General features: G+C 60.2%; 15 protein-coding genes and 1 pseudogene. 6 read left to right on the top strand and 10 right to left on the bottom strand.

The window, feature by feature from the left end:
• From NW815_RS06890 to NW815_RS06870, 5 genes are all read left to right on the top strand, one after another.
• On the top strand, positions 1-1,248 hold a 1,248-nt coding region (locus tag NW815_RS06890; RefSeq protein WP_414415838.1), incomplete at its 5' end, for an acetolactate synthase large subunit.
• Positions 1,249-1,404: 156 nt separating this feature from the next.
• The gene (locus NW815_RS06885) at positions 1,405-3,486 is read left to right on the top strand and encodes a GspE/PulE family protein (RefSeq protein WP_414390232.1); all 2,082 of its coding nucleotides are present in this window, start codon (positions 1,405-1,407) and stop codon (positions 3,484-3,486) included.
• Positions 3,487-3,617: 131 nt separating this feature from the next.
• The gene (locus NW815_RS06880; RefSeq protein ID WP_414352159.1) at positions 3,618-4,760 is read left to right on the top strand and encodes a type IV pilus twitching motility protein PilT; all 1,143 of its coding nucleotides are present in this window, start codon (positions 3,618-3,620) and stop codon (positions 4,758-4,760) included.
• A gap of 197 nt (positions 4,761-4,957) precedes the next feature.
• Positions 4,958-6,184 carry a type II secretion system F family protein gene (locus NW815_RS06875; RefSeq protein ID WP_011433722.1) on the top strand — a complete coding sequence of 409 codons (1,227 nt, stop codon included), beginning with the start codon at positions 4,958-4,960 and terminating at the stop codon, positions 6,182-6,184.
• A gap of 112 nt (positions 6,185-6,296) precedes the next feature.
• On the top strand, positions 6,297-11,099 hold the full coding sequence (locus tag NW815_RS06870; protein WP_414415837.1) for an alpha-2-macroglobulin family protein: 4,803 nt from the start codon (positions 6,297-6,299) through the stop codon (positions 11,097-11,099).
• Between the two features lie 47 nt (positions 11,100-11,146).
• Here NW815_RS06870 and NW815_RS06865 read toward each other — a convergent pair whose 3' ends face one another.
• From NW815_RS06865 to purF, 9 genes and pseudogenes are all read right to left on the bottom strand, one after another.
• The gene (locus NW815_RS06865; RefSeq protein WP_414415836.1) at positions 11,147-12,976 is read right to left on the bottom strand and encodes an NFACT family protein; all 1,830 of its coding nucleotides are present in this window, start codon (positions 12,974-12,976) and stop codon (positions 11,147-11,149) included.
• Positions 12,977-13,219: 243 nt separating this feature from the next.
• Positions 13,220-13,825, bottom strand: a complete 606-nt coding sequence (locus NW815_RS06860) for a DUF3727 domain-containing protein (protein WP_011433718.1) — start codon at positions 13,823-13,825, stop codon at positions 13,220-13,222.
• A gap of 102 nt (positions 13,826-13,927) precedes the next feature.
• Positions 13,928-14,164, bottom strand: coding sequence for a gas vesicle protein GvpG (locus NW815_RS06855; protein ID WP_011433717.1), 237 nt, complete (start codon positions 14,162-14,164; stop codon positions 13,928-13,930).
• 189 nt (positions 14,165-14,353) lie between these two features.
• Entirely contained in the window at positions 14,354-14,743 is a 390-nt protein-coding gene (locus NW815_RS06850) for a hypothetical protein (protein ID WP_414342319.1), read from the bottom strand.
• A gap of 578 nt (positions 14,744-15,321) precedes the next feature.
• Positions 15,322-15,423: pseudogene (locus NW815_RS06845) on the bottom strand (IS630 family transposase); the annotation flags it as partial.
• Between the two features lie 90 nt (positions 15,424-15,513).
• Positions 15,514-16,752, bottom strand: a complete 1,239-nt coding sequence (locus NW815_RS06840; protein ID WP_011433715.1) for a pentapeptide repeat-containing protein — start codon at positions 16,750-16,752, stop codon at positions 15,514-15,516.
• Positions 16,686-17,183 carry a thiol-disulfide oxidoreductase DCC family protein gene (locus tag NW815_RS06835; RefSeq protein ID WP_414389855.1) on the bottom strand — a complete coding sequence of 166 codons (498 nt, stop codon included), beginning with the start codon at positions 17,181-17,183 and terminating at the stop codon, positions 16,686-16,688. The genes NW815_RS06840 and NW815_RS06835 overlap by 67 nt, the downstream gene beginning before the upstream one ends.
• Before the next feature lie 11 nt (positions 17,184-17,194).
• Positions 17,195-17,719 (bottom strand): peptide deformylase, encoded by a 525-nt coding sequence (def, locus tag NW815_RS06830; protein WP_414389852.1) that lies wholly within the window; start codon positions 17,717-17,719, stop codon positions 17,195-17,197.
• A gap of 52 nt (positions 17,720-17,771) precedes the next feature.
• On the bottom strand, positions 17,772-19,400 hold the full coding sequence (gene purF / locus NW815_RS06825) for an amidophosphoribosyltransferase (RefSeq protein ID WP_414389849.1): 1,629 nt from the start codon (positions 19,398-19,400) through the stop codon (positions 17,772-17,774).
• Positions 19,401-19,754: 354 nt separating this feature from the next.
• Between purF and NW815_RS06820 the strand changes: the two genes are divergently transcribed.
• Positions 19,755-20,402 carry a hypothetical protein gene (locus tag NW815_RS06820; protein ID WP_414356998.1) on the top strand — a complete coding sequence of 216 codons (648 nt, stop codon included), beginning with the start codon at positions 19,755-19,757 and terminating at the stop codon, positions 20,400-20,402.
• 33 nt (positions 20,403-20,435) lie between these two features.
• Here NW815_RS06820 and NW815_RS06815 read toward each other — a convergent pair.
• The coding region (locus tag NW815_RS06815) for an aminotransferase class III-fold pyridoxal phosphate-dependent enzyme (protein ID WP_414415835.1) at positions 20,436-21,451 on the bottom strand (1,016 nt) is incomplete at its 5' end.

Here is a 21,451-nt window from a genome sequence, read left to right as displayed (position 1 = left end):
CCCAGCATCACCCCGGAGATCGTGCGCAAGGCTTTCAAATTGGCCCAAACCGAGAAGCCGGGAGCCGTCCACATCGACTTGCCGGAAAACATCGCCGCCATGGAAGCCAGCGGCACTCCCTTGAGGAGAGATCGCCTGGACAAAACCTACGCCTCCTATCAAAGCCTGAACGAAGCGGCGTCCCTGATCTCCCGCGCCCGCAACCCCTTGATTTTGGCCGGCAATGGGGCCATTCGCGCCCAAGCCAGCAGCGCCCTCACGGAATTTGCCACCCGCTTGAACATCCCCGTGGTCAACACCTTCATGGGCAAAGGGGTGATCCCCTACACCCACCCCTTGTCCTTGTGGGCCGTTGGCCTACAGCAGCGGGATCTGGTCAGTTGTGGTTTCGACCGAACCGATCTGTTGATCGCCGTCGGCTACGACCTCATCGAGTACTCCCCCAAGAAATGGAATCCCGACGGCACCATCCCCATCGTTCACATCGCCGCCCTGCCCGCAGAAATCGACAGCAGCTACATTCCGCAAGTGGAGGTGGTGGGAGACATTTCCGACTCCCTGATGGAGATCCTGCGCCGCTGCGATCGCACGGACAAGCCGGATCCCTATGGCATCAGCCTGCGGCAGAACATCGTCCGCGAGTACACCTGCTATGCCCAGGATCAGAGCTACCCGATCAAGCCCCAAAAGCTGATCTACGACCTGCGCCAAGTCCTGCAACCGGAAGACATCGTCATCTCCGATGTCGGCGCCCACAAGATGTGGATGGCCCGCCTCTACCACTGTGACAAACCCAACACCTGTCTCATCTCCAACGGCTTTGCCGCCATGGGCATCGCCATTCCGGGGGCCTTGGCCGCCAAATTGGTGCATCCCGACCGGCGCATCGTGGCCGTAACCGGAGATGGAGGGTTCATGATGAACTGCCAAGAGCTGGAAACTGCCCTCAGGGTGGGCACTCCCTTTGTAACTCTCATCTTCAACGATGGCGGCTATGGGCTGATCGAGTGGAAGCAACACAATCAATACAACGAGGCTGCTTTCGTCAAGTTCGGCAATCCAGACTTCGTCAAGCTGGCGGAGAGCATGGGCCTCAAGGGCTACCGCGTCGAAAAGGCTGCCGAGCTGATCCCCATCCTGAAGCAGGCCCTCGAGCAGCCGGTGCCCACCCTCATCGACTGCCCTGTCGATTACGGCGAAAACCTTTACCTAACCCAGCGGTCCCAAGCGTTGGTCTGCGAGGCTTAGGGGGTGAGGTGGATAGGAATGCGAGATTTGAGCCGAGTTGGGGCATAGTAAGCCCAGGGTTGGCGGCCTCTGGGAAGTCCAGACTTATGTATCTTTACCGTTGACCCTTAGCAGCCGAGTGCAGTGAAATAGAGGCATTGTGGGTGACCCGCTAGCATGAACGATCTTCCTCCCCCTCCTTTTACCTCGCGCCGCGCCGGTGCTGCCAGCAAAGCTCTGGCCATCGCCAACGTCAGCATTACCCCCTTTGGCCGCAAGTTAAAGGAGCTGGGCTTTGCCGACGATAAGCAGATCCAGGACATCCAAAACGCCCTCAAAGCGGATCGAGAGGGCAACAGCAAGGCCCTGGCTCTGGTGGTCAAGGATATCGTGGGCAAAGAGATCACCCCTGACCTGGAGCGGGCTTACAAACGGCAGCAGCTCTTTGAACTGAAAATCATCTACGGGATCCCCTCCCTGGATGTCGACCTGGAGCCGGTGGAGATCTCCGAGATGATTGGGCTGATCGACTCGATCTTGCCCCTCGACATCTGCAACCGCTACAAGTTCTTGCCCATTCGCCGTCGAGACAATCAGGTGACGGTGGCGATGGTCAAGCCAGACAACCTGCAGGCACTGGACGACATTCAACGGCGCTTCCGCATCCAGGGGCTGAAGCTGCAGCGGCGGGTCTTCACCCAGCGGGATTTCGAGACCCTGATCAACCGCTACATGGATGCGCAGGCGGAGCTGCTGGCCATCAAGGGGATCAACGACGCGGCTGCTGCCCAACAGGAAGAAGAAGAAGAGGTGGTGGTCAACACTGCCGAAATCGATCTGGATGCTATTCTGGATGCTATTGAGGATGTGGCTGCCGATGAGGCCGGCGAGGAATCCCTGGAGCAGCAGGTCAAATCGGCAGATGATGCCCCGATTATTAAACTGTCCAACCAGATCCTGGTCAAGGCCCTGCAGGATGGGGCGTCCGACATCCACATCGAGCCACAAGAAGAATACCTGCGCATCCGCTTCCGCAAAGATGGGGTGTTGCGGCAGGCTTTTGAAAACTTTCCCAATAAGATCGTCCCTGCCCTCACCGCTCGCTTCAAAATCATGTCCAATTTGAACATTGCCGAGCGGCGCATGCCCCAGGATGGGCGGATTCGGCGGGTCTTCAAGGGGCGCAAGGTGGACTTTCGGGTCAGCACCCTGCCCTCCCGCTATGGGGAAAAGATCGTGCTGCGGATCCTGGACAACTCCGCCACCCAACTGGGGCTGGACAAGCTGATCACCGACCCAGAGACCTTGGAAAGCTTCAAGGAGATTGTCAGGCGACCCTTTGGCCTAATCCTGGTAACTGGGCCAACGGGATCCGGGAAAACCACCACCCTCTACTCGGCCCTGGCGGAGGTGAACGACCCGGGCATCAACATCAGCACCGCCGAGGATCCCATTGAATACTCGCTGCCGGGGATCACTCAGGTGCAGGTGATCCGAGAAAAGGGCATGGACTTTGCCATGATCCTGCGGGCCTTCTTGCGGCAAGACCCGGATGTCATCCTGGTGGGGGAAACCCGCGACCACGAGACGGCCAAAACCGCCATCGAAGCCTCCCTCACGGGCCACTTGGTGTTGACCACGCTGCACACCAACGATGCCCCTGGCGCCATTGCCCGTCTGACGGAGATGGGGATCGAGCCATTTATGATCTCCAGCTCGTTGCTGGGGGTGTTGGCCCAGCGCTTGATGCGCCGGGTGTGTACCGAATGTCGGATCCCCTACCACCCCACGCCGGAGGAGCTGGCCCGCTATGGCCTTACCCTCAGTGGCGACGGCGAGCAGCTCACCTTCTACAAAGCCAACAAGCTCTCCCCCAAAGAAGTGGAGCAGCGCAAGGCCACCGGCAAGCCCATCTGCGAGAAGTGTGGGGGCGTGGGCTACAAAGGTCGGGTAGGGGTGTACGAGTTCATGCGCATGAACGACCGCCTTGCGGACTTGATCAACAAAGAGGCCCCCACGGAGGTGATCAAAGAAGCGGCGGTGGAAAGTGGCATGAAAACCCTGCTGGCCTACAGTTTGATGCTGGTGAAGCAGGGCCTCACCACGCTGGAGGAGGTGGATCGGGTGACCCTCACCGACAAGGGTCTGGAAAGCGAGCTGAAGGCCCGTGCCAAGGCTCTCAGCACCTGCCGCAACTGTGGCGCGGCCTTGCATGTGGACTGGATGGACTGCCCCTATTGCCTGACCCCGAAGTTTTAGGAAGTCGGCTTGGCACTTGACGATGTTGGGGTGCCGACTATAACAGTCCTATACAGTTGCCTTTCTCACATGGCTTTGGCCGGCGGCTCTTTTGATAGACAGTTCTACTCGCCTTTGGAGAACCCAACCCTATGCCCCAACTGATGATCGAAGACCTCATGGAAGCAATCGTCCAAAAGGGCGGTTCCGACATTCATATCTCGGCGGGTTTGCCCCCCTACTTCCGCATCAATGGTCACCTTGAGCCGACAGAGCATGAGCCTCTCTCGGCAGAGGAGGTGCAGCGGTTGATCTTCAGCATGCTGAACAACAACCAGCGCAAGCAGCTGGAGCAAAACTGGGAATTGGACTGCTCCTATGGGGTGCGGGGGATCGGGCGCTTCCGCGTGAACGTCTACCGCGATCGCGGCACCTATGCTTGCGCCATGCGGGCCCTGGCTTCTGAGATCCCCAACATCGACAAGCTGGGCCTGCCGGATGTGTGTAAGGAAGCAGCTCGCCTGCCGCGGGGCTTGGTGCTGGTAACCGGCCCAACGGGATCTGGCAAATCGACTACGCTGGCTTCCATGATCGACATGATCAACCGCGAACGGGCCGAGCACATCCTCACCATCGAGGATCCCATTGAGTACATCTACACCCCCATTCGCAGCATCATCCACCAGCGGCAACTGGGGGAAGACACCAAGAGTTTTGCCAATGCCCTGCGGGCAGCGATGCGGGAGGATCCGGATGTGATCCTGATCGGGGAGATGCGGGATCTGGAGACCATCCAGTTGGCCATTACCGCCGCCGAGACGGGCCACCTCTGCTTTGCCACGGTACACACCAGTTCTGCCGCCCAGACGGTGGATCGCTTGGTGGATGTGTTTCCGCCCGAGCAGCAGCAGCAGATTCGCGTGCAGCTCTCCAACTCCCTCAAGGCCGTCTTCTCCCAAACTCTGGCCCGCCGCCTCAATCCCAAGCCAGGAGAGCCTGGACGGGTGCTGGTGCAGGAGATCATGGTAGTGACGCCGGCCATTGCCAACCTGATTCGGGAGGGCAAAACTGCCCAGATCTACTCGGCTATCCAGACGGGGGGCAAGCAGGGCATGAAAACGCTGGAGCAAGATCTGGCTAACCTTTACCTACAGGGCAAGATCGACTTCGATACGGCCATGTCTAAGACCTCTCGCCCCGAGGAGTTGCAACGGCTTTTGGGCAACGTTACCGGGCCCTCGCCAGCCGCGGCTGCCCAGCAACAGCGGCCACCAGCAGTTGCCACCCGTCGCTAAACCTCGTTGCCACCAGGCAGTGCTGGGATCCCGGGGTGAGGGTTCATTGCCGATCTCTAGCCACTGCCTCAATTTGTGGCTAAGCTCTAGCTGAGAGATCGTTGATCGGCCCAAGGTTTGGGCTGACTTCTCTTTTGCACCTGCGAAACATTTAAAGCCATTTCGTTATTTAGAGCGATCTAGCCGGGGGTACAGCCATGCCGCGCTACAAGGTTCGGGGGTTAAAGGCCGGTCAGCCGGTACGCCTGACGGTGGTGGCCAACAGCTTGACCGAAGTTCGTGCACGGCTGCGCCGAGACGGGATTTTTGCCAAACAGGAAGACATTCAGGAGGAGAAACCCTTCTTTTCCTTGGATACGTCTTTCGATTTCTCAATGCTGGGATCCATCGACATTCGCGACAAGGCAGTGTTCTCCCGGCAATTTGCTGCCTTGATCAACGCCGGCGTGTCGATGGTGCGCTCTCTCACCATCATGGAGGAGCAAACCGGCAACCCCAAACTCAAAAAGTACCTGCGGGCTATCCGAGCGGAGGTGGAGGCGGGGAAAAACCTCTCCGACTCCATCCGCCCTTATCCCGACGCCTTCGACGGCCTCTACTGCAGCATGGTGCAGGCGGGGGAGGTGGGCGGCGTGCTGGACGAAGTGCTCAACCGTCTGGCCAAGCTGCTGGAGGACATGGATCGCCTGCAGAAGCAGATCAAGTCAGCCATGACCTACCCGGTGGTGGTGACGATCTTGGCTGTCTTGATTTTCTTGGGCATGGTGCTGTTCATCTTGCCCACGTTTGAGAGCATCTACAACGACTTGGGTGGGGAGCTGCCCGCCTTTACCCAGTTTTTCATCAACATCAGCAAGTTCCTGCGCACGCCCCAGTACAGCTTGGGGCTGGTGGGCTTTCTAGGGGCCGTCTATTTTGCTTTCCGGCGCTTTTACCGCACCCCTGCCGGCAAGGAGACCATCGACGCGCTGGCCCTCAAGCTCCCTATCTTCGGGGATCTGATCCAGAAGTCGGCGGTGGCTCGCTTCTGCCGCACCTTTGGCGCTCTCACCCGCTCCGGGGTGCCGGTGCTGACTTCCTTGGAAATTGTGCGCGACACCTCCGGCAACCAGGTGGTGGCCAACGCCATTGACGCCGCCCGCCAATCCATCTCAGAGGGAGGGCAGATTGCCCCTGCTCTGGACAAGGCCAAGGTCTTCCCAGTCATGGCCATTCAGATGATCAGCGTGGGGGAAGAGACAGGGGAGCTGGACGCGATGCTGATGAAGACGGCGGATTTCTACGAGCTGGAGGTGGAGGAGGCGGTACGCGCCCTCACCAGCCTGCTGGAGCCGTTGATGATCGTGATCCTGGGCGGTATGGTGGGCTGCATTATCGTGGCCATGTACCTGCCCATGTTCAACGTGTTCGAGTTGGTGAAGTAGCCGGAAGGGATCCCTCGAAGTTGGACGGTAAATTCTACACAGGTTCTGCTGCTGGCTCCTGATAGTTTGGGTCGAAAGAGGCAAAGTCAGAGCAACGGAGGAGAGGGATCCCATGCTGAGGCGATGGTTGGCGGCCCTGGTGCTGTTGTTGGGGGTGGGGCTGGCAGTTTTGCTTTCCGAACAGCCGACGGGATCCCTGGCGGGACGGGTGGAGCTGCCGGCAGAGGCTCCGCCTGGGGATGTGCAGGTCATTGCAGCCGGCCCGGTCACGCGCAGCGCCAGCTTGACCGCAGATGGCGAATATCGCTTGGATCGATTGCCTGTTGGGGAATACCAGGTGACGGTGCAGGGATCCGGCCTGGAAAAGGTGGGCAGCCAGAGATCCGTTCTGGTGCGGGAGGGGGCAACGGTTCGGATCCCCACCTTGCGCCCTCAGCTTGTCCCCCCCGGTCTCTATCTCTACAGCACCAGCCAGGTGTTTACGACCGCAGAACCGGCGCGGCTGCAGTGGCGGGCCACCAGCCTGGGCTCGGTGCAGCTCAGCCTCTATCGCTTTTCTCTGACAGAGCTGCAGGGATCCCCTCTCTTGCGGGATTTGGCGGATGCTGGCTATGGCTCCCTGGATCCGGCTCTGTATCCCACCCTGCGGCGGGAGCTTGTGCGCAGTTGGCAGCAGCCGGTGCCACGACGAGCGGGAGAGGGGTGGACAGCCCAAACCTTGGAGCTGGGGATCCTGCCGCCGGGGGCCTACTGGGTGGAGGCGGAGGGCCGGGAGCCGCTGAATGCGGCTGCACCCTTGCCCCGTTTCGACCATTGGTTTTTGGTGAGCGATCTCGGCCTCATCCAGAAGAAGGATGCCAGCCAGTTGGTGGTGCAGGCGGTGCACCTGCGGGAGCTGCGTCCCCTGGCCGGGATCCAGATCCAAGTTTTCGGGGAGTGGGGGGATCCCCTGACGGCCACCACCGATGCAGAGGGGCTGGCCCGCTTTGGCCTGCCGGCGAGAGAGGTTTCTTCCCTGGTGGTCTATGGCCGCAGTGCCGACAACACCCTGCAGGCTTTGTCCCGCAGCTACGCCTATGGCTGGAACCAGCCCCACCGGATCTACGCCTACACCGATCGTCCCCTCTACCGTCCTGGCCAAACCGTCTATTTCCGCGCCCTGGTGCGAGAGCAAACCCGCCTCACGCCGCCCCCCCCAGGACAAGCAGTGCAACTGACCCTTACGGCCCCCAACGGGGATGTGTTGAGCGAACAAACCCTGGCCACCAATGCTTTTGGCAGTGTCCATGGGGAGTTTCAACTGCCAGAAGAAGCGTCCCTGGGCAGCTACGGCCTGAAGTGGCAGGTGTCAGGGCCGCAGGGATCCAGCGGCGAATACACCTCTTTTCAGGTGGAAGCCTACCGCAAGCCGGAGTTTGAGGTGGCGGTGGTGCCCGACCGACCTTGGCTGGTGCGGGGGGGATCCCTGAAGGTGCAGGTGGAGGCCGAGTATCTTTTCGGCGCGCCGGTGGCCGCTGCCCAGCTTCGCTACCGGGTTTACAGCAGCCCCGACTGGAGCCTGCGCTATGGGCTGTTGCCCCGTTCTGCTGCAGAAGAGTATTTTGCCGACGACCTGGGAGAGGAGCAGGGCTACTACGGCGGCTATGGCCAGTTGGTGGCGGAAGGGGAAGGGGTGACGGATGCCCAGGGGCGTGCCGTCTTTCACCTACCCCGCCTGTTGGCCGATCTGGACTGGGAAGAAGACAGCTACTGGGGCCCCCAAGAGGTGCAGCAGTTGCGCATCGAGGTGGAGGTGACCGACATCAGCCGTCGCACCGTGACCGGAACGGCGCGGGCCTGGGTAACAGCTGGCGAATTTGCCCTCTTTGCCGAGGCCGACCGCCACCTGCCCGCTCCGGGGGATACCCTCACCTACCGGCTGCAAGCCCGCGATTACGATGGCCGCCCCGTCAGCGCCACCGGAGAGCTGAGCCTGGAGCGCTGGCGCTGGGATCCCAAGAGCAACACCTACCAACGGCAAGGTACCCTGCTGCGGCAGCCTTTTCAGATTGTCAACGGGGAAGGCAGCCTCGACCTCCACCTGCCCGCCGACCTGGAGCCGGGAGACTACCGGGTGCGGTTGACGGCATGGGATCCCCGCCGTCAAAGTGCTCCGCACCGCTGGCGCGAACGGGTGCAGGAGGTGGACTATCTCTGGGTGGTGGAGCCGGGCAGCCCCCTACAAAGTTGGGGATCCCTGCCCAGCCTGGAAGTGGTGGCGGATCGGCAGATCTACCAGGTGGGGGAAGAGGCCCAGATCCTGATAGTCTCGCCGCTGCCGGATGTGGCGGTGCTGGTGGGCATTGAGGGATCCCGGCTGCACCAGGTGCAGGTGCTGCGTCTCCAGGGGCATACGGCCACGCTGCGGCTGCCCATCCGCGGCGACTATCGTCCCAATCTCTACGTCACTGCCACTGCCATCGGCCCAGAGCGGCGGCTGTACCGAAGCGAGGCCCTGCTGCGGGTCTCCCCCTTGGATCGCTTTTTGCAGGTGGAGCTGCAAACCGATAAACCCACCTATCGACCGGGCGAGACCGCCCAAATCCAAATCCGCACCCGCGATGCCCAAGGGCAGCCGGTGAGCGCCGAGGTGGGCCTAGGGATTGTGGACAATGCCCTCTACCTATTGCGACCCGACTTCACCCTGGATATTCGCCGCTTCTTCTATGGGCGCCAGTACAACCAAGTTACCACCACTACCTCTTTCCCTCAGCAATATCCCGGCGGTGCTGACAAGCTGGCCGGCCAAGTGCGGGAGGACTTTCGCGATACCGCCGCCTGGTTCCCGGATCTGGTCACCAATGCCGATGGCCTGGCTCAGGTGCAGGTGCGCTGGCCCGACAACCTCACCACCTGGCGCTTGACCGCCCGCGCCGCCACTGCCGACACCCAGGTGGGATCCGCTCTTGCCACAGTCTCGGTTAGCAAAGACCTGTTGGTGCGCTTGGCCGCTCCCCGCTTTTTCCGGGTGGGGGATCAGCTCACCTTGGCGGCCATTGTGCAAAACCGCACGGGTCAAGCCCAAGCGGTGGAGGTGCGGCTGGAAGTTCCTGTTCCTGCCGGTGGGATCTTGAAATTGCAAGGCCCGGAACGACAACGCCTCACCGTGCCGGCCCAAGGAGCGGGGCGGGTGGAATGGCCTCTCCAGGTTCTGGGGGCCGGAGATACCTCTCTGCGGGTTTGGGCGGAAGGGAATGGGCTGAAAGATGCGTTGCAACTGCGGATCCCCAGCCAGCCTTTCGGCGCTGTGCAACGGTTCTCCCAGGTGGGTCGGGTGCAGGAGGGCAGCCTTGACTTATCGCTGGATTGGCCCGCCACCTGGGTGCCGGGATCCCGGCAGCTTCACCTGGAACTGGCCGCTAGCCCGGCAGCAACCCTGCTGGAGCCGCTGGATTACCTGGTGGAGTTCCCCTACGGCTGCACCGAGCAAACCCTGAGTCGCTTCTTGCCCGCCCTAGCCGTCACCCAAGTCAGCAAGCAGTTGGGCTTGAACCTGCGCTCGCAGACCCTGGAGCGGCTGCCCCAGGTGCTTCGATCGGGCTTGCAGCGACTGGAGGGATCCCAGAACTTCGATGGGGGCTGGGGCTGGTGGGCCCATGACCGGAGCAACCCCTATCTGACCGGATACATCCTGCAGGGGTATCACCTTGCCCAAGCTGCTGGCTATGCCCTCAAAGAGTGGCGGGTGCGGCAGGCCTTGGACTATCTGGCCGCTCAGGACTATCTGGCCGCTCAACTGGCCCAGCCACAAGCCCTCTCCCCGGATCTACAGGCTTTTGTCGCCTACAGCCTGGCCCTCTGGGATCCCGCCTTGGTGACTGCCGACCTGCCGCCGCCGGAGCGGCTCTCCACCTTTGGCCTGGCCTACCGAGGGCTGGCCGCCCTGCAACTGGGCCAGAGGGATCTTGCCCAGGCAGCCCTGGATGAGGTTCTGGAGCGGCGGCAACAGGATCCCCAAGGGCGCTGGTTTATCCCGGCTGCTCCAACTCGTGCGACCCACGAGCGCTCCACCTACGACGACATGGAGGTGGCCGGCCCCCTACTGCAATTGGCCGTTCGGCTGCAGGATGACCGGGCTGCCCAGATTGCCGATGCCCTTCTCCAACAGCGGCAAAACAACCGCTGGCGCACCACCAAAGCCACCGCCGATGCTCTCCTCGGCCTGTCCGCCTACTACCAAGCCCAGCAGCAGCAGCTTCCCAGCCCCGGCGAGGTGCGGGTGTTGGATGGGACAACCGGATCCCTTCTCGGTCGCTGGCAGGCCGGCGCTGGGGATCCCCGCTATGGGCTGGATTGGGCTGACGCAGAAGTGGGGAACCTGAGCAGCCTGCGCCTGGAAAAGTCCGGCCCCGGCCCCCTTTACTACAGCTTGAGGGGAGAAGCCTTCGTCCCCAACCCTCTGCCCTCTCAAGCCCAAGGCTTTGCGGTGAGCCGCAGCTACTTCCGCCTACAGCCCCAGCCCCAACCCAACGGGGAGATCCGCTACCGAGAGCAGCCGCTGCGCCCTGGCGACACAGTAAGGGCCGGAGAAATCCTCCTGGCCCGGTTGACGGTGGAAGCCGAGCGGGACAGCCACTACGTGGTGGTCGAGGATCCCCTGCCCAGCGGCGCCGAGATCACCTCCCAGGATCCGCGAGAGTTCACCGGCTTGGCCCCAGACTACTGGTGGGACTGGTTTTGGACCCGCCAAGAGAATCGGGATGACCGCGTGGCCTTTTTCAGCACCGAGCTCAAGCAGGGTCGCCATGAGTTTGTCTATCTCTTCCGTCCGGAGATCCCCGGCCAATTCCAGGTGGCTCCTGCCTTGGCAGAAGAAATGTACGACCCCAGCCGCTATGGCCGCAGCGCCGCTTACTCCCTCGAAGTTCTCCCTTGAATGCCTCGAACCTGCCCACTTGGCCAGAAACGAAGTGACCAGTTGCGTCAGTGTGGCCCAAGGGCTGACGCAATGAGCAGCTGCGCATGGCTGGGCCGCCCCCAAAGCACCTGCTCCTGTTTGTAAACGACCATGCCGGGCGGGGATCCCTTGGGTTTGAACACCAGTTTCGGGCGAGTGTAGACTACCGGCACCTGCTCGCTGAGGCGACCGCGGCTGAAATGGGCCGCCAAATCAGCAGCCGCCTGCAGATCTTCGCTTTCTGCTACAGCCCCGGGGGGCAAGCGCAGCAGCACATGACTGCCGGGGATCTCTTGGGCATGAAACCACCAATCGTGTTCCTGAGCCACGCGAAAGGTGAGCTGATCATTTTGCAGGTTGTTGCGCCCCACCCAAATGGAGAAGCCACTGGGGCTGGTAAAGCGGTGGGGGTTGAAGGTTGCCGGTGAGGCATGTTTTGAGCTCGCCCGCAGAGACTCTGTCCCGCTGTTGCGAGTGGGACTCTCCAAGTAGCGCTGTTCAATCAGCTCGGTCTCAATTTCCTTGAGGGTGGTCAAGTCTTGGGGATCCCGATAGGTTTCCAGCTGCTGTAGAGACGCTTCCACCTGCTCGAGGTAGAGGATCTCTTGGCCGAGCGCCTCTTGTAGGCGCCGGATAGCATCCTGGGCCCGTTTTTGTTTGCGGTGCTTGCGGTAGTAGGCTTGGGCATTGAGAATGGCATTTTTTTCGGGGTCGAGAGGGATCTTGACCGTCTGGCCGCTGGCAAAATCCGGCAGCTCGATGTGATGCAACCCTGGCCGCCAGAGGTGGAGGTGGGCCATCAACAAGTCGGCAGCCTGCTTGGAGGCTTCCGCTTGGGTGGAGTCGGCCAGCATTGCCTCAAATTGCTCTCGCCGCTGATAGAGCTTTTTCAGCAGGGTGGATACCCTTTGCAGCAGACGGTGGCGCTCTCGCTCAAACTGTTCGCGGTTAAGCTGAGCCTGGTAGTAGCCTTCCAGAAGTTGGTGCAGATTGAGTCGAGAAGGTTGTTGCAGGGACTCCGTCCCGCTAACGGGAACGGCACCGCTTGCCCAGCCGAGGACGGTGTATCCCTGGGGAGTTGGGGCCGGGTCAAACTGGCCGGTTTCCAGACGGGTTAACCAGTCTTGCCACCTGGCAAACAGTGCCTGCCAATCGCGGGCAGAGAGGTGATCGCTGGGGGTTTGCGGCGGGATCCCAGCCTGATGACACATCGCTTCCACCAAGTGCCGACTGAGGCCGCGATAACAGCGCAACAGCCGTTGGCCGATGGGGCCGGGGATCAGGGCGACGCGCTCTTGCCAGCAGGAGAAGGGCTCGGATCGCTGCGGGATCGGGTCGGTTAGGGCCGGAGGAGCCTCGTAGGGCAGGCCCGGCTGCACTGGACGGATTCGCGATTGGCGCTCGCTTACCCCATGGCCACTGGCCAAGATCATGCCCGCCTCGTCCACCAAAATGGCATTGCTGTGCTTGCCCATCACCTCTAGGTAGAGATGGCGATAAGGGGGATCCCCGGGCCGAGGGGCAAAGCGCAAGTCAATCACCCGTTCCCAATCCTCCAGCAGAGCCAGCTCCGTCAGAGCCAAACCCTTCAGGTGCCGTTGGAGGAACTGGCTAAATTGAAAGCCATCCGGCTCTTTGGGAGGAGGCTGACAGAGGTGGAGACGGGCCGCCTGAGGATGCCAGCACAACAGCAAGCAGGGGCGGGCAGTGAGGGTGCGCAAGCCAATGACCACCGTCCACAGATCGGTCTGTTGGATCCATTCCACGCGGGCAGGCAACACTGGATCCCGACCTGTCTTAGCCTGGGTTAGATCGGCGAGCACAGCACGCAGGGTGGTTAAATCAACCGGCTGCATCCCTGTTGCTCCTTCGCTACGCAATGCTCAGGCGGCTGGTCTGAGGCTGGCTTATTCTGACCCTTGGCCCGCAGATCCGACGCCCCCGACAGATGTTGAGACGGGTCTGGAGTGGCTGGTGAAAAACTCTGGGCAAGTTTTACCGGGTAGTTTCACCACCTCTATCCCTATGGTGCTCCGCACCGCCGAGGCGACTGGCTGGGCAGGAGTATCCAACTCGGCAGAACAGAAGGGGTTGACCGCCTAATCTTCGTCTTCATCTTCTTCGTCATCTCCGTCTTCCCATTCCTCATCGAGATCCAGCAGCAGGGCATAGAGCTGATCAAAAAGCTCTGGCGGCTCATCGGGGGTGAGCAGGTAGGGATCCCCTTCGTCAGGCAGAGCGGCGTAGAGCAAAACAGGATCGAGGGGGGTAAAGATGCCGTATTTCTTCTCTTGGTAGAAAAAGGTAGCTAGCAGTTGAAACTCCTGGGCATCTTCCTCGCTCTCGCCCAGCTCGAACACATCTTCCTCTTCGACTGGGGGCAATTCCCCCTGAACCGTGAGGATGTCGAAGCCATTTTGCTGCAAGGTGAGGTTCAACTCCCCCAAGACAGCCTGGATGGTGGGCAGGGTAGCCTGTAGCTCTTCGGGATCCGGCTCGTCCAGGATCCCTTCCATGTTGGCATCGCCGTTCACCGCTTGGCTGGGTTCTTCTTCCCCTTCCCAAACCAGCACTTTGATCACAGCATCAACGGGAGTCACCAGAGCATAGGTCTGCTCGTCGATGACCACCTGACGCAGGATCTCGCACTTGAGAGGCTGGTTTTGCTCGTCGCGGAGCACCAAGGTTTCATGGGATTCAGTCATTGAAAACAGCCCAGGAAAGATGGGGGTGTACAGAAGCTCATTCTCCCATGTTCTGCCCCCCTGCAATGCTGAGGGATCCCTTCCAGGCCCACCGGCAGAACTCTATGCTTCGGCTTCTCCTTCTGCTTGGGTTAAGGCTTCCAGAGCCAATAAAATCTCCTCTTCTCGGCGGGCGTAGGTTTCTTCGTCAATTTCTCCCAAATCTAGCTGAATTTGCAGGGCCGTAAGTTCTTTTTGCAGGTTTTCTTTGCTATCCAGCTGTGCTTCGGCGCGTTCTTGGATCTGCTCTGCTAGCCAAAGCAAACTTTGGGCCGGCCAAGTCAACAATTGCCAAACCATCCCAGGGCCCCTAAAGCAGATGATGAGTCTTCGTAATCCTATCAATTTGGATTCTCAGGTGGCCATTGCCCCGGCCTAGCCGTGAAACTTTTTGTTCCCTTCCTCCCCAAGCTGGAAAGACTGGGACACGCACGAAGCGCCAGGGGAAACACTGGCTATTGGTGCTCAGGCAAGTCCTAGCCGCGAAGACTAATCCTCTCGCTGGTGCTTCTCGATCCACTCCATGAGCTCCCCCTCGGAATGGGTACACAGGCGCTCTCCCGTGATTGGGTCTTGGACAGACCACCAGACCATGCCGCTGCCATCTACCCACTGCCGCACCCGCAGTTCATCGCAGGCCGCCAAGACTGCCTTCAAGCTCTGCCAAAGATGGCGCAGTCCTCTGAAGAGCGCTGAAGAGAAGGGATCCCTGCCGCCGTACTCGGCTGCCAGCTGCCGCTCTTCTTGTTTCAGCAGCTCCATCAAGCGGGTGTTGTTGGCCGCCCTAGCTGCTTCCAAACGACGGGCCAGGGAGGCTGCTATGTTTTGGCGATGGCGGGCCAGGAGACTTGTCCCCCTCATTTCAGCGATTGCACTCATAAGGCTGCTCTACATACCAGTACCTCTACACGATCAATCCTACCAAAAAATCTGTAGTCAAGGATACGAAAAGTGCAAAACCATCGGTCCTGCACGCTAACGTGCGGGATCCGATCCCAGTGCCCTGCCTGGGAGCTGCCGGAAGTTAATCCAACAAGGGGCCACCTGAGCAGCTCAGATCAATCGGCGGCTTCCCCGGACGGATTTAACGGGGGCTAATCCACAGGCAGCAAATTCAAGCGGAGCGGCAACCGGAGTTTTTCCGCGTCTTGCAGGAAAAAATGCTTGCAAGCCTACTTCCACGGAGCTGCCACAACTCGGAACGAGCCGACCAAAACAGCTTAGGCAGGAGGTGGAGAGGAAAAGGATGGGGGACTATCAACTTCAATGTAGCCTAACCCTCTCTTCTGGACGATGGTCCGTAGCTCCTGAATCAACTTTTGATCTTGGGAAGCGGTACGTGCTCCTGACTCGGCAGCCCATTCTTTCAAGCTTTGAATTTGGTCACGAGCAATGGCGGCTAGAGGAACCGTTTGGCGGGTGGTGCCCCAGGAGTAACGATACAGCCTGTTAAGGAACTAAGGGGCACAGTAGCAACACTTAGCAAACCAACTTCGGAAGCAGGACGGGTTGATAAGTAATAAAGAGGTCTCCACTATCTGCTCTATGCTACACTTCCCAGCTTCTAGCGAATGGGTTGGCATATCCCTCTCTCCTTCCTCTTGAATACTTGTATCCTATTTTTAATAGGCTGTAGCAACAATGTGAGTCTAAAGAAAGGTGTACTCGTCGTAAAGGGATCCCTTGAACAAAGCGCCGTTCAGGTTAGCTCCCCGCAGGTTGGTGCCCCGCAAGTCGGTTTGGCTCAAGTTGGCTTCCTGCAAGTCTGCTTCTCGCAAATCAGCTCCTCTTAAATCCGCTCCGGTCAAGTCCGCTTGCTGCAGGTAGGCTCGGCGCAAATACGCATCTGCAAGGTTAGCTCGGGCCAAGCTCCAGCCGGAACGCGGCTGGTTGAGAACCCGCCAAACTTGTTTCCACTTGGGATCCAATTGGGTCTGGGCGTCTAGGCGTGTCCCCTGCAGGACGGCCTGGCTGAGATCTGCCCCTTGTAGGTTGGCTGAGGTTAAGTCGGCCCCGCCGAGGTGGGCTTCGCGGAGATTGGCGCCGCGCAGATCGGCATGGACAAAGTTAGCCTCTCGCAAATTGGAGCCCTGCAAGTCCGCTTGCAGTAGGCGAGCTTGGCGCAGGTTAGCCTTTTGCAAGGAAGCCCTGCAGAGGATGACTTGGCTGAGGTCTGCATCGGCAAGGTTGGCTTCATCCAATTGGGCCGAGTGGAGATAGCCCCCGCAAAGATTTGCCTCCGACAGATCCCTGCCCACCAGATCTCGTCCTTCCTGCTCCCAGTTGAGGATTTGCCACACCTGGCGCCACTTTTCTGCAATTTGGGTCTCAGGGGTAAGGTGGGCGCTCCGCAGCAGGGATCCCCGCAAGTCCGCTCCCACGAGATTGGCCTGATGCAAATCGGCGTCAGCCAAAACGGCGCTGCTTAGGTTAGCCCCCATCAGGTTGGCTTGGCGCAAGTTGGCTTGCCGGAGATTGGCCTGGCTGAGGTTGGCATGGCTCAAGTCCGCCCCTTGCAGATGGGCTCCCTCAAGGCGGCTATGGCTGAGGTCAGCGTAACAAAGAATGGCTTCAGTTAGGCGGGCATTGTTCAAATCAGCAGCTTTTAGCTGGGCCCGCCATAGGTTAGCCTGACGTAGGTTTGCTCGACACAGATTGGCTTGTTCCAGGAAGGCTTGGCGCAGGTTGGCATTCACCAAGACAGTTCCCACCAAAATGGCCCGGCACAGAACTGCTTCAGCCAGACAAAGGCCAGAGAGGTCGGCCCCGCTGAGGAGGATCCCTTGCAGATCTGCTTGGTAAAGCCCCAGGGCGCTGAGATTCAGCTGCTTGAAATCCCGTTCCCCCTGAGCGTATTGGTGCAGCAGTTGCTGGACGGGGCTGAGCATGATTCCTTATCTACCAAATCCACCAGGAGATCCTGGCCGCGAACACAGACAGGGTAAGCCGATAGGTAGAGGGTGTTACGGCAGCCAAACCACTCGTAGCGGTGATCCCGGATCTGTTTGTAGCCCAGATCCCCCAGAAACTTCAAGCCAGGAAAGTTGCGGTACAGAGCCAGCCACACCTCCCCGCTCGGCAAAAGGGCGGCAATTTGTTCAATGGCAGCGGATCCCTGCCAGCGGCGCTCTGGGTGCTCCAGATCGATGAGAATCATCCCCAGCTCCACCTGCTCCGGTGGGATCCCCCATTGGGCCAGGGTAGAAGCATCTTGCATGGGGGCATAGCAAAACTGCCGTCCGCGATCCAGTTGCTCCAAGAGCTGAACGCCGGTGGCACAGAGGTTGCAGAGGCCGTCGTAGATAATCATGTAGGGCATGGTGGGATCCCTCAGGCGGGCTGACCCAAAATCTGGGCTTGGTACTGGGCTTCGGTAAGCAGTTGCCGAGGCTGCCGCTGCAGGAACACCCGACCCATCAGGTGATCGTATTCGTGCTGAAAGATCCGCGCCGGAAAATCCTGCCAGACCACCCTTTGCTGAACGCCTTCTGGAGTGTAATACTCCACCTCCACTTCGCGGGCGCGGGCCACCAGACCACGGCAATTGGGCACACTCAAGCAGCCTTCCCAACCCAGCACCTGTTCAGAACTGCAAGCCAGCAGACGGGGGTTAACCATCACCAGAGGCTGCATTTGCGGCGCTTCCGGGTAGCGGGGATTGGGACGAGAGGCCACGATCAGCACTTGGAGCAGGGATCCCACCTGAGGAGCAGCCAAGCCCACCCCCTGCGCCTCTTTCAGGGTAGCCAGCATACCTTCTATAAGATCCTGCAAGGCCGGCGTTTTGAACTCTGTCACCGGCTCGGCCACTTGCGTCAGGATGAGATCCCCCAATTGGCGTAGGCGAAAAGTCATGGCTTGCCCCAAGCAATTCTTCTTCTCAGTCTAGCGGGGATCCCTGAGCAGCCTAGCGGCTCTTGCCAGTAGCCACCAGTTCCAGGGCCAGCTTGGAGCGCTTCAGCCCTTCTGGGATGGGGATGGGGTAGTGGCCGGTAAAGCAAGCGGAGCAGAACGAGTTGGGATCCCGGCCCGTGGCAGCCAGCATGCCTTCCCAGCTCAGGTAGGCCAAAGAATCCACTCCAATCTTCTCGGCGATTTCCTCTACGGAATGCTGGGCAGCAATCAACTGATCCTGGCTATCGGTATCGATGCCGTAGAAGCAGGGATGGGTGACCGGGGGGCTGGAAATGCGCATGTGGACCTGGGTAGCCCCCGCCTGGCGCAGGGCCTTGACGATTTTCTGGCTGGTGGTGCCCCGCACAATTGAGTCGTCCACAATAACAATCCGCTTCCCCCCCAGCACATCTTCCAGGGGGTTGAGCTTCATGCGAATGCCCCGCTCCCGCATGGATTGGGTGGGCTGGATAAAGGTGCGGCCCACGTAGCGATTTTTGATCAGCCCTTCCGTGTAAGGGATCCCCGACTGGCGAGCATAGCCAATGGCTGCCGGCGTGCCGGAATCGGGAACGGAGATCACCCAGTCAGCTTCTGCCGGGGCCTCCTTGGCCAGTTGTTCTCCCAAACGCACCCGGTAGGAGTAGAGGCTTTCCTCATGCATCCAACTGTCGGGGCGGGCGAAGTAGATCATCTCGAAGATGCACAGCTTGGGGGTGGCCTCCGCCCAACGCACCGATTGCAGCCCCCGACGGCTGATCCACACCAACTCTCCCGGCTCCACCTGCCGCAGAGGGTCGGCCCCAATGATATCCAAAGCACAGGTTTCTGAAGCCAACACGTAATGCAGCGGCTCGGCCTCGGGGTGGCTGAGGGTGCCGTCGCTGCAGATGATCTCCAGCATCTCTGACTGCAGCAGCTCATCCAGAGCGGGGTTGCTGCTCAAAAGCCCCAACACCAGCGGACGCACCCCATAGGGATCCCGTGCCCCGATCAGGCCCTCTGGCGTGCCGATCACCAGACTAAAAGCCCCCTGACAGCGGCGCAAAGCTTGGCAAGTGGCCGCGATCCAATCTTGACCTTGGTTCACCGCCTGGGCAATGGCGTGGGCAATACACTCGGAGTCGGTGCTGCTGGTCAGGTGCCGGTCGGCGGCCTCCAGTTCCTTCCGCAGCTCTTCCGCATTGACCAAATTGCCGTTGTGGGCCAGAGCCAGCGGCCCCAGGCGAGTCTCCACGATTACCGGCTGAGCATTGGCCACGCGGCTGGATCCAGTGGTGGAGTAGCGGGTGTGACCAACCGCCAGATCCCCGGTGAGTTGGGCCAAGTTCACCTCGTCGAAGACCTGAGAGACCAAGCCCATCGCCTTGTGAACCCGGCAAAAGGATCCCTCAAAAGTGGCGATCCCTGCCGATTCTTGGCCGCGATGCTGCAAGGCAAATAGGCCAAAGTAGGCCAGCTTGGCCACCTCCTCTCCTGGAGCCAGGATGCCAAAGACCCCGCAAGCCTCTTGCAGCTCTTCCCGGGCATACCCCGCCCCGCTGATGTTTTCTGAGGGGTACAGGGCATCAACGCCAACGGCAGTCTGCCCCTCTGCTTCTCCACAGCCAGAAGATGGTTCTGCTCCCGCCCTTGCTGCCATGGATCCTCGTCTTGCTGTCACGCTTACCAGTCTAACTCGGCCCAGGTCATTCCCCTCTATCTGGCTTCACCCCCAAAGGGGAAGTCCACAGGTGGGGTTTGTAAAAAGCTAAGACTCTATCTATAGTGTTAGCAGCGTGTAAGCGCTGCTGTGGCTGAGAAGCAGCCTGGCCGAGTTTTTGAGTTGGACACCACCAAGGCTCGGCTCTCCCAGAACCGGCAGGATCCCAAAGCTTTGTGTTGTGAGGAGTCAAACCCCATGAGACAGCAGCCCCATAGGTTCCGTCAGAGCTGGACGTTAGCAGCCTCCTCTGTAATAAGGGCCAGTGTAGCCGCTCTTCTGTCGTTGTCACTGGTGGCCTGCCAAGAAGATGCCGGCGAACAGCCTGCGGTTACCATCACGCCGATAGCGGTGGTGGCTCCAACGCCCACTCCTTTCCTCATCCCCAGTCCTGTCCCTACGCCGCCGCCCACCCCTCTGCCTACCCCGACCCCCACTCCCCTCTTGAATCCTTTCCCCACTCCCAGCCCCTCTCCCACTGCTTCCTTTGCAGCAGAGCCGCCTTCGATTGCCGTGGTGGCCCTGACGGACGCGCGACAGACGGTACCCTTCAACGTGCTGGTGGCCGTGACGACTCCTGCAGGTTTGGGGGCCGGCATCAGCTTCCGGGTGGAAATCCGACAAAGCCCCCTTACCCTCACCTTTGATTTCACTGCCGCTGCCGTCGGCTGTCAGCCCAACAGCAGAGCCTGCATTGGCACCATCCCCATCACCATTCCCACTTCTGCTCCCACCGGGGATTATGAGGTGACGGCAATGGTGGCGGATACCCAGGGCCGAATTGCTTCGGCCAAAGCTCCTTTACGGGTGTTGCCTGCGCCCAGTCCCTCCCCCTCGCCAACGCCGACCGGCACCCCCAATCCCTTTCCCTCGGTATCCCCTTCGCCCAGACCCAGTCCCTCTCCCAGTCCTTCGCCGACGCCCAGCCCCAGAAGCTTCTAACTCCCTCAGGCAGTCTCTCTTGTCGATTCAGGACTAAGGTAGCTCTTGAAGAACTCGCTTCAGGGTGGCGATCAGGTGTTCAATATGGGCTTCCTCGATGATCAAAGGCGGGGAAAGGGCGATGGTATCACCTGTAGTGCGAATCAATACCCCACGTTCGTAGCAGCGCAAAAAAGCTTCAAAAGCCCGCGCTGTCGGTCGGCCAGGGATCCCTTCCAATTCAATTGCCCCCACCAAGCCGAGGTTGCGCACATCGATGACATGAGGCAAGCCCCGTAGGGAATGGAGAGCCTCCTCCCAGAGGGGAGCGAGGTTGGCAGCCCGCTCGAACAAGCCTTCTTCTCGATACAGGTTCAGGGTAGCCAAGCCGGCGGCACTGGCAACCGGGTGGCCGGAGTAGGTGTAGCCGTGGAAAAACTCGATGGGGCTCCAGGACAGCGTCCTGCTGTTGTCCCCTGGACGGTGCAGGTCATCAGCGGAACCAGCAGCCTCCATGAAGGCGCTGTAGATCTCTTGCTTGACGATCACTGCGCCCATCGGGATGGTGCCATTGGTGAGGCCCTTGGCACAGCAAATCAGATCCGGCACCACCCCAAAGTAATTGGCCGCAAAAGGGGATCCCAGACGCCCAAAGCCGGTGATCACCTCGTCGAAGATGAGCAGAATGCCGTACTTGTCGCAAATGGCCCGCAGCTTTTCCAAATAGCCCACCGGCGGCAGCAACACCCCCGTTGAACCGGCAACCGGCTCTACGATCACCGCTGCAATCGTGCTGGCATCGTGGAGAGCGACGATCCGCTCCAAGTCTTCTGCCAAGTGGGATCCCCAGCGGGGCAGGCCGCGGCTAAAGGCGTTTTGCTCCAGGTTGTGGGTGTGGGGCAGGTGATCCACTCCGGGAATGAGGCTGCCGAAAAACTTGCGGTTGTTGGAGATGCCCCCGACCGAGATGCCCCCAAAGCCAACGCCGTGGTAGCCCCGTTCCCGGCCAATCAGCCGCTGCCGGGATCCCTGTCCGCGTATCCGGTGGTAGGCGATGGCCATTTTCAGGG

The organism is Synechococcus sp. R6-7 (genome assembly GCF_047461695.1).
GTDB lineage: Bacteria > Cyanobacteriota > Cyanobacteriia > Thermostichales > Thermostichaceae > Thermostichus.
The sequence above is the reverse complement of the archived record's forward strand: the minus strand, read 5'-3'. Positions and strand labels throughout refer to the sequence as shown.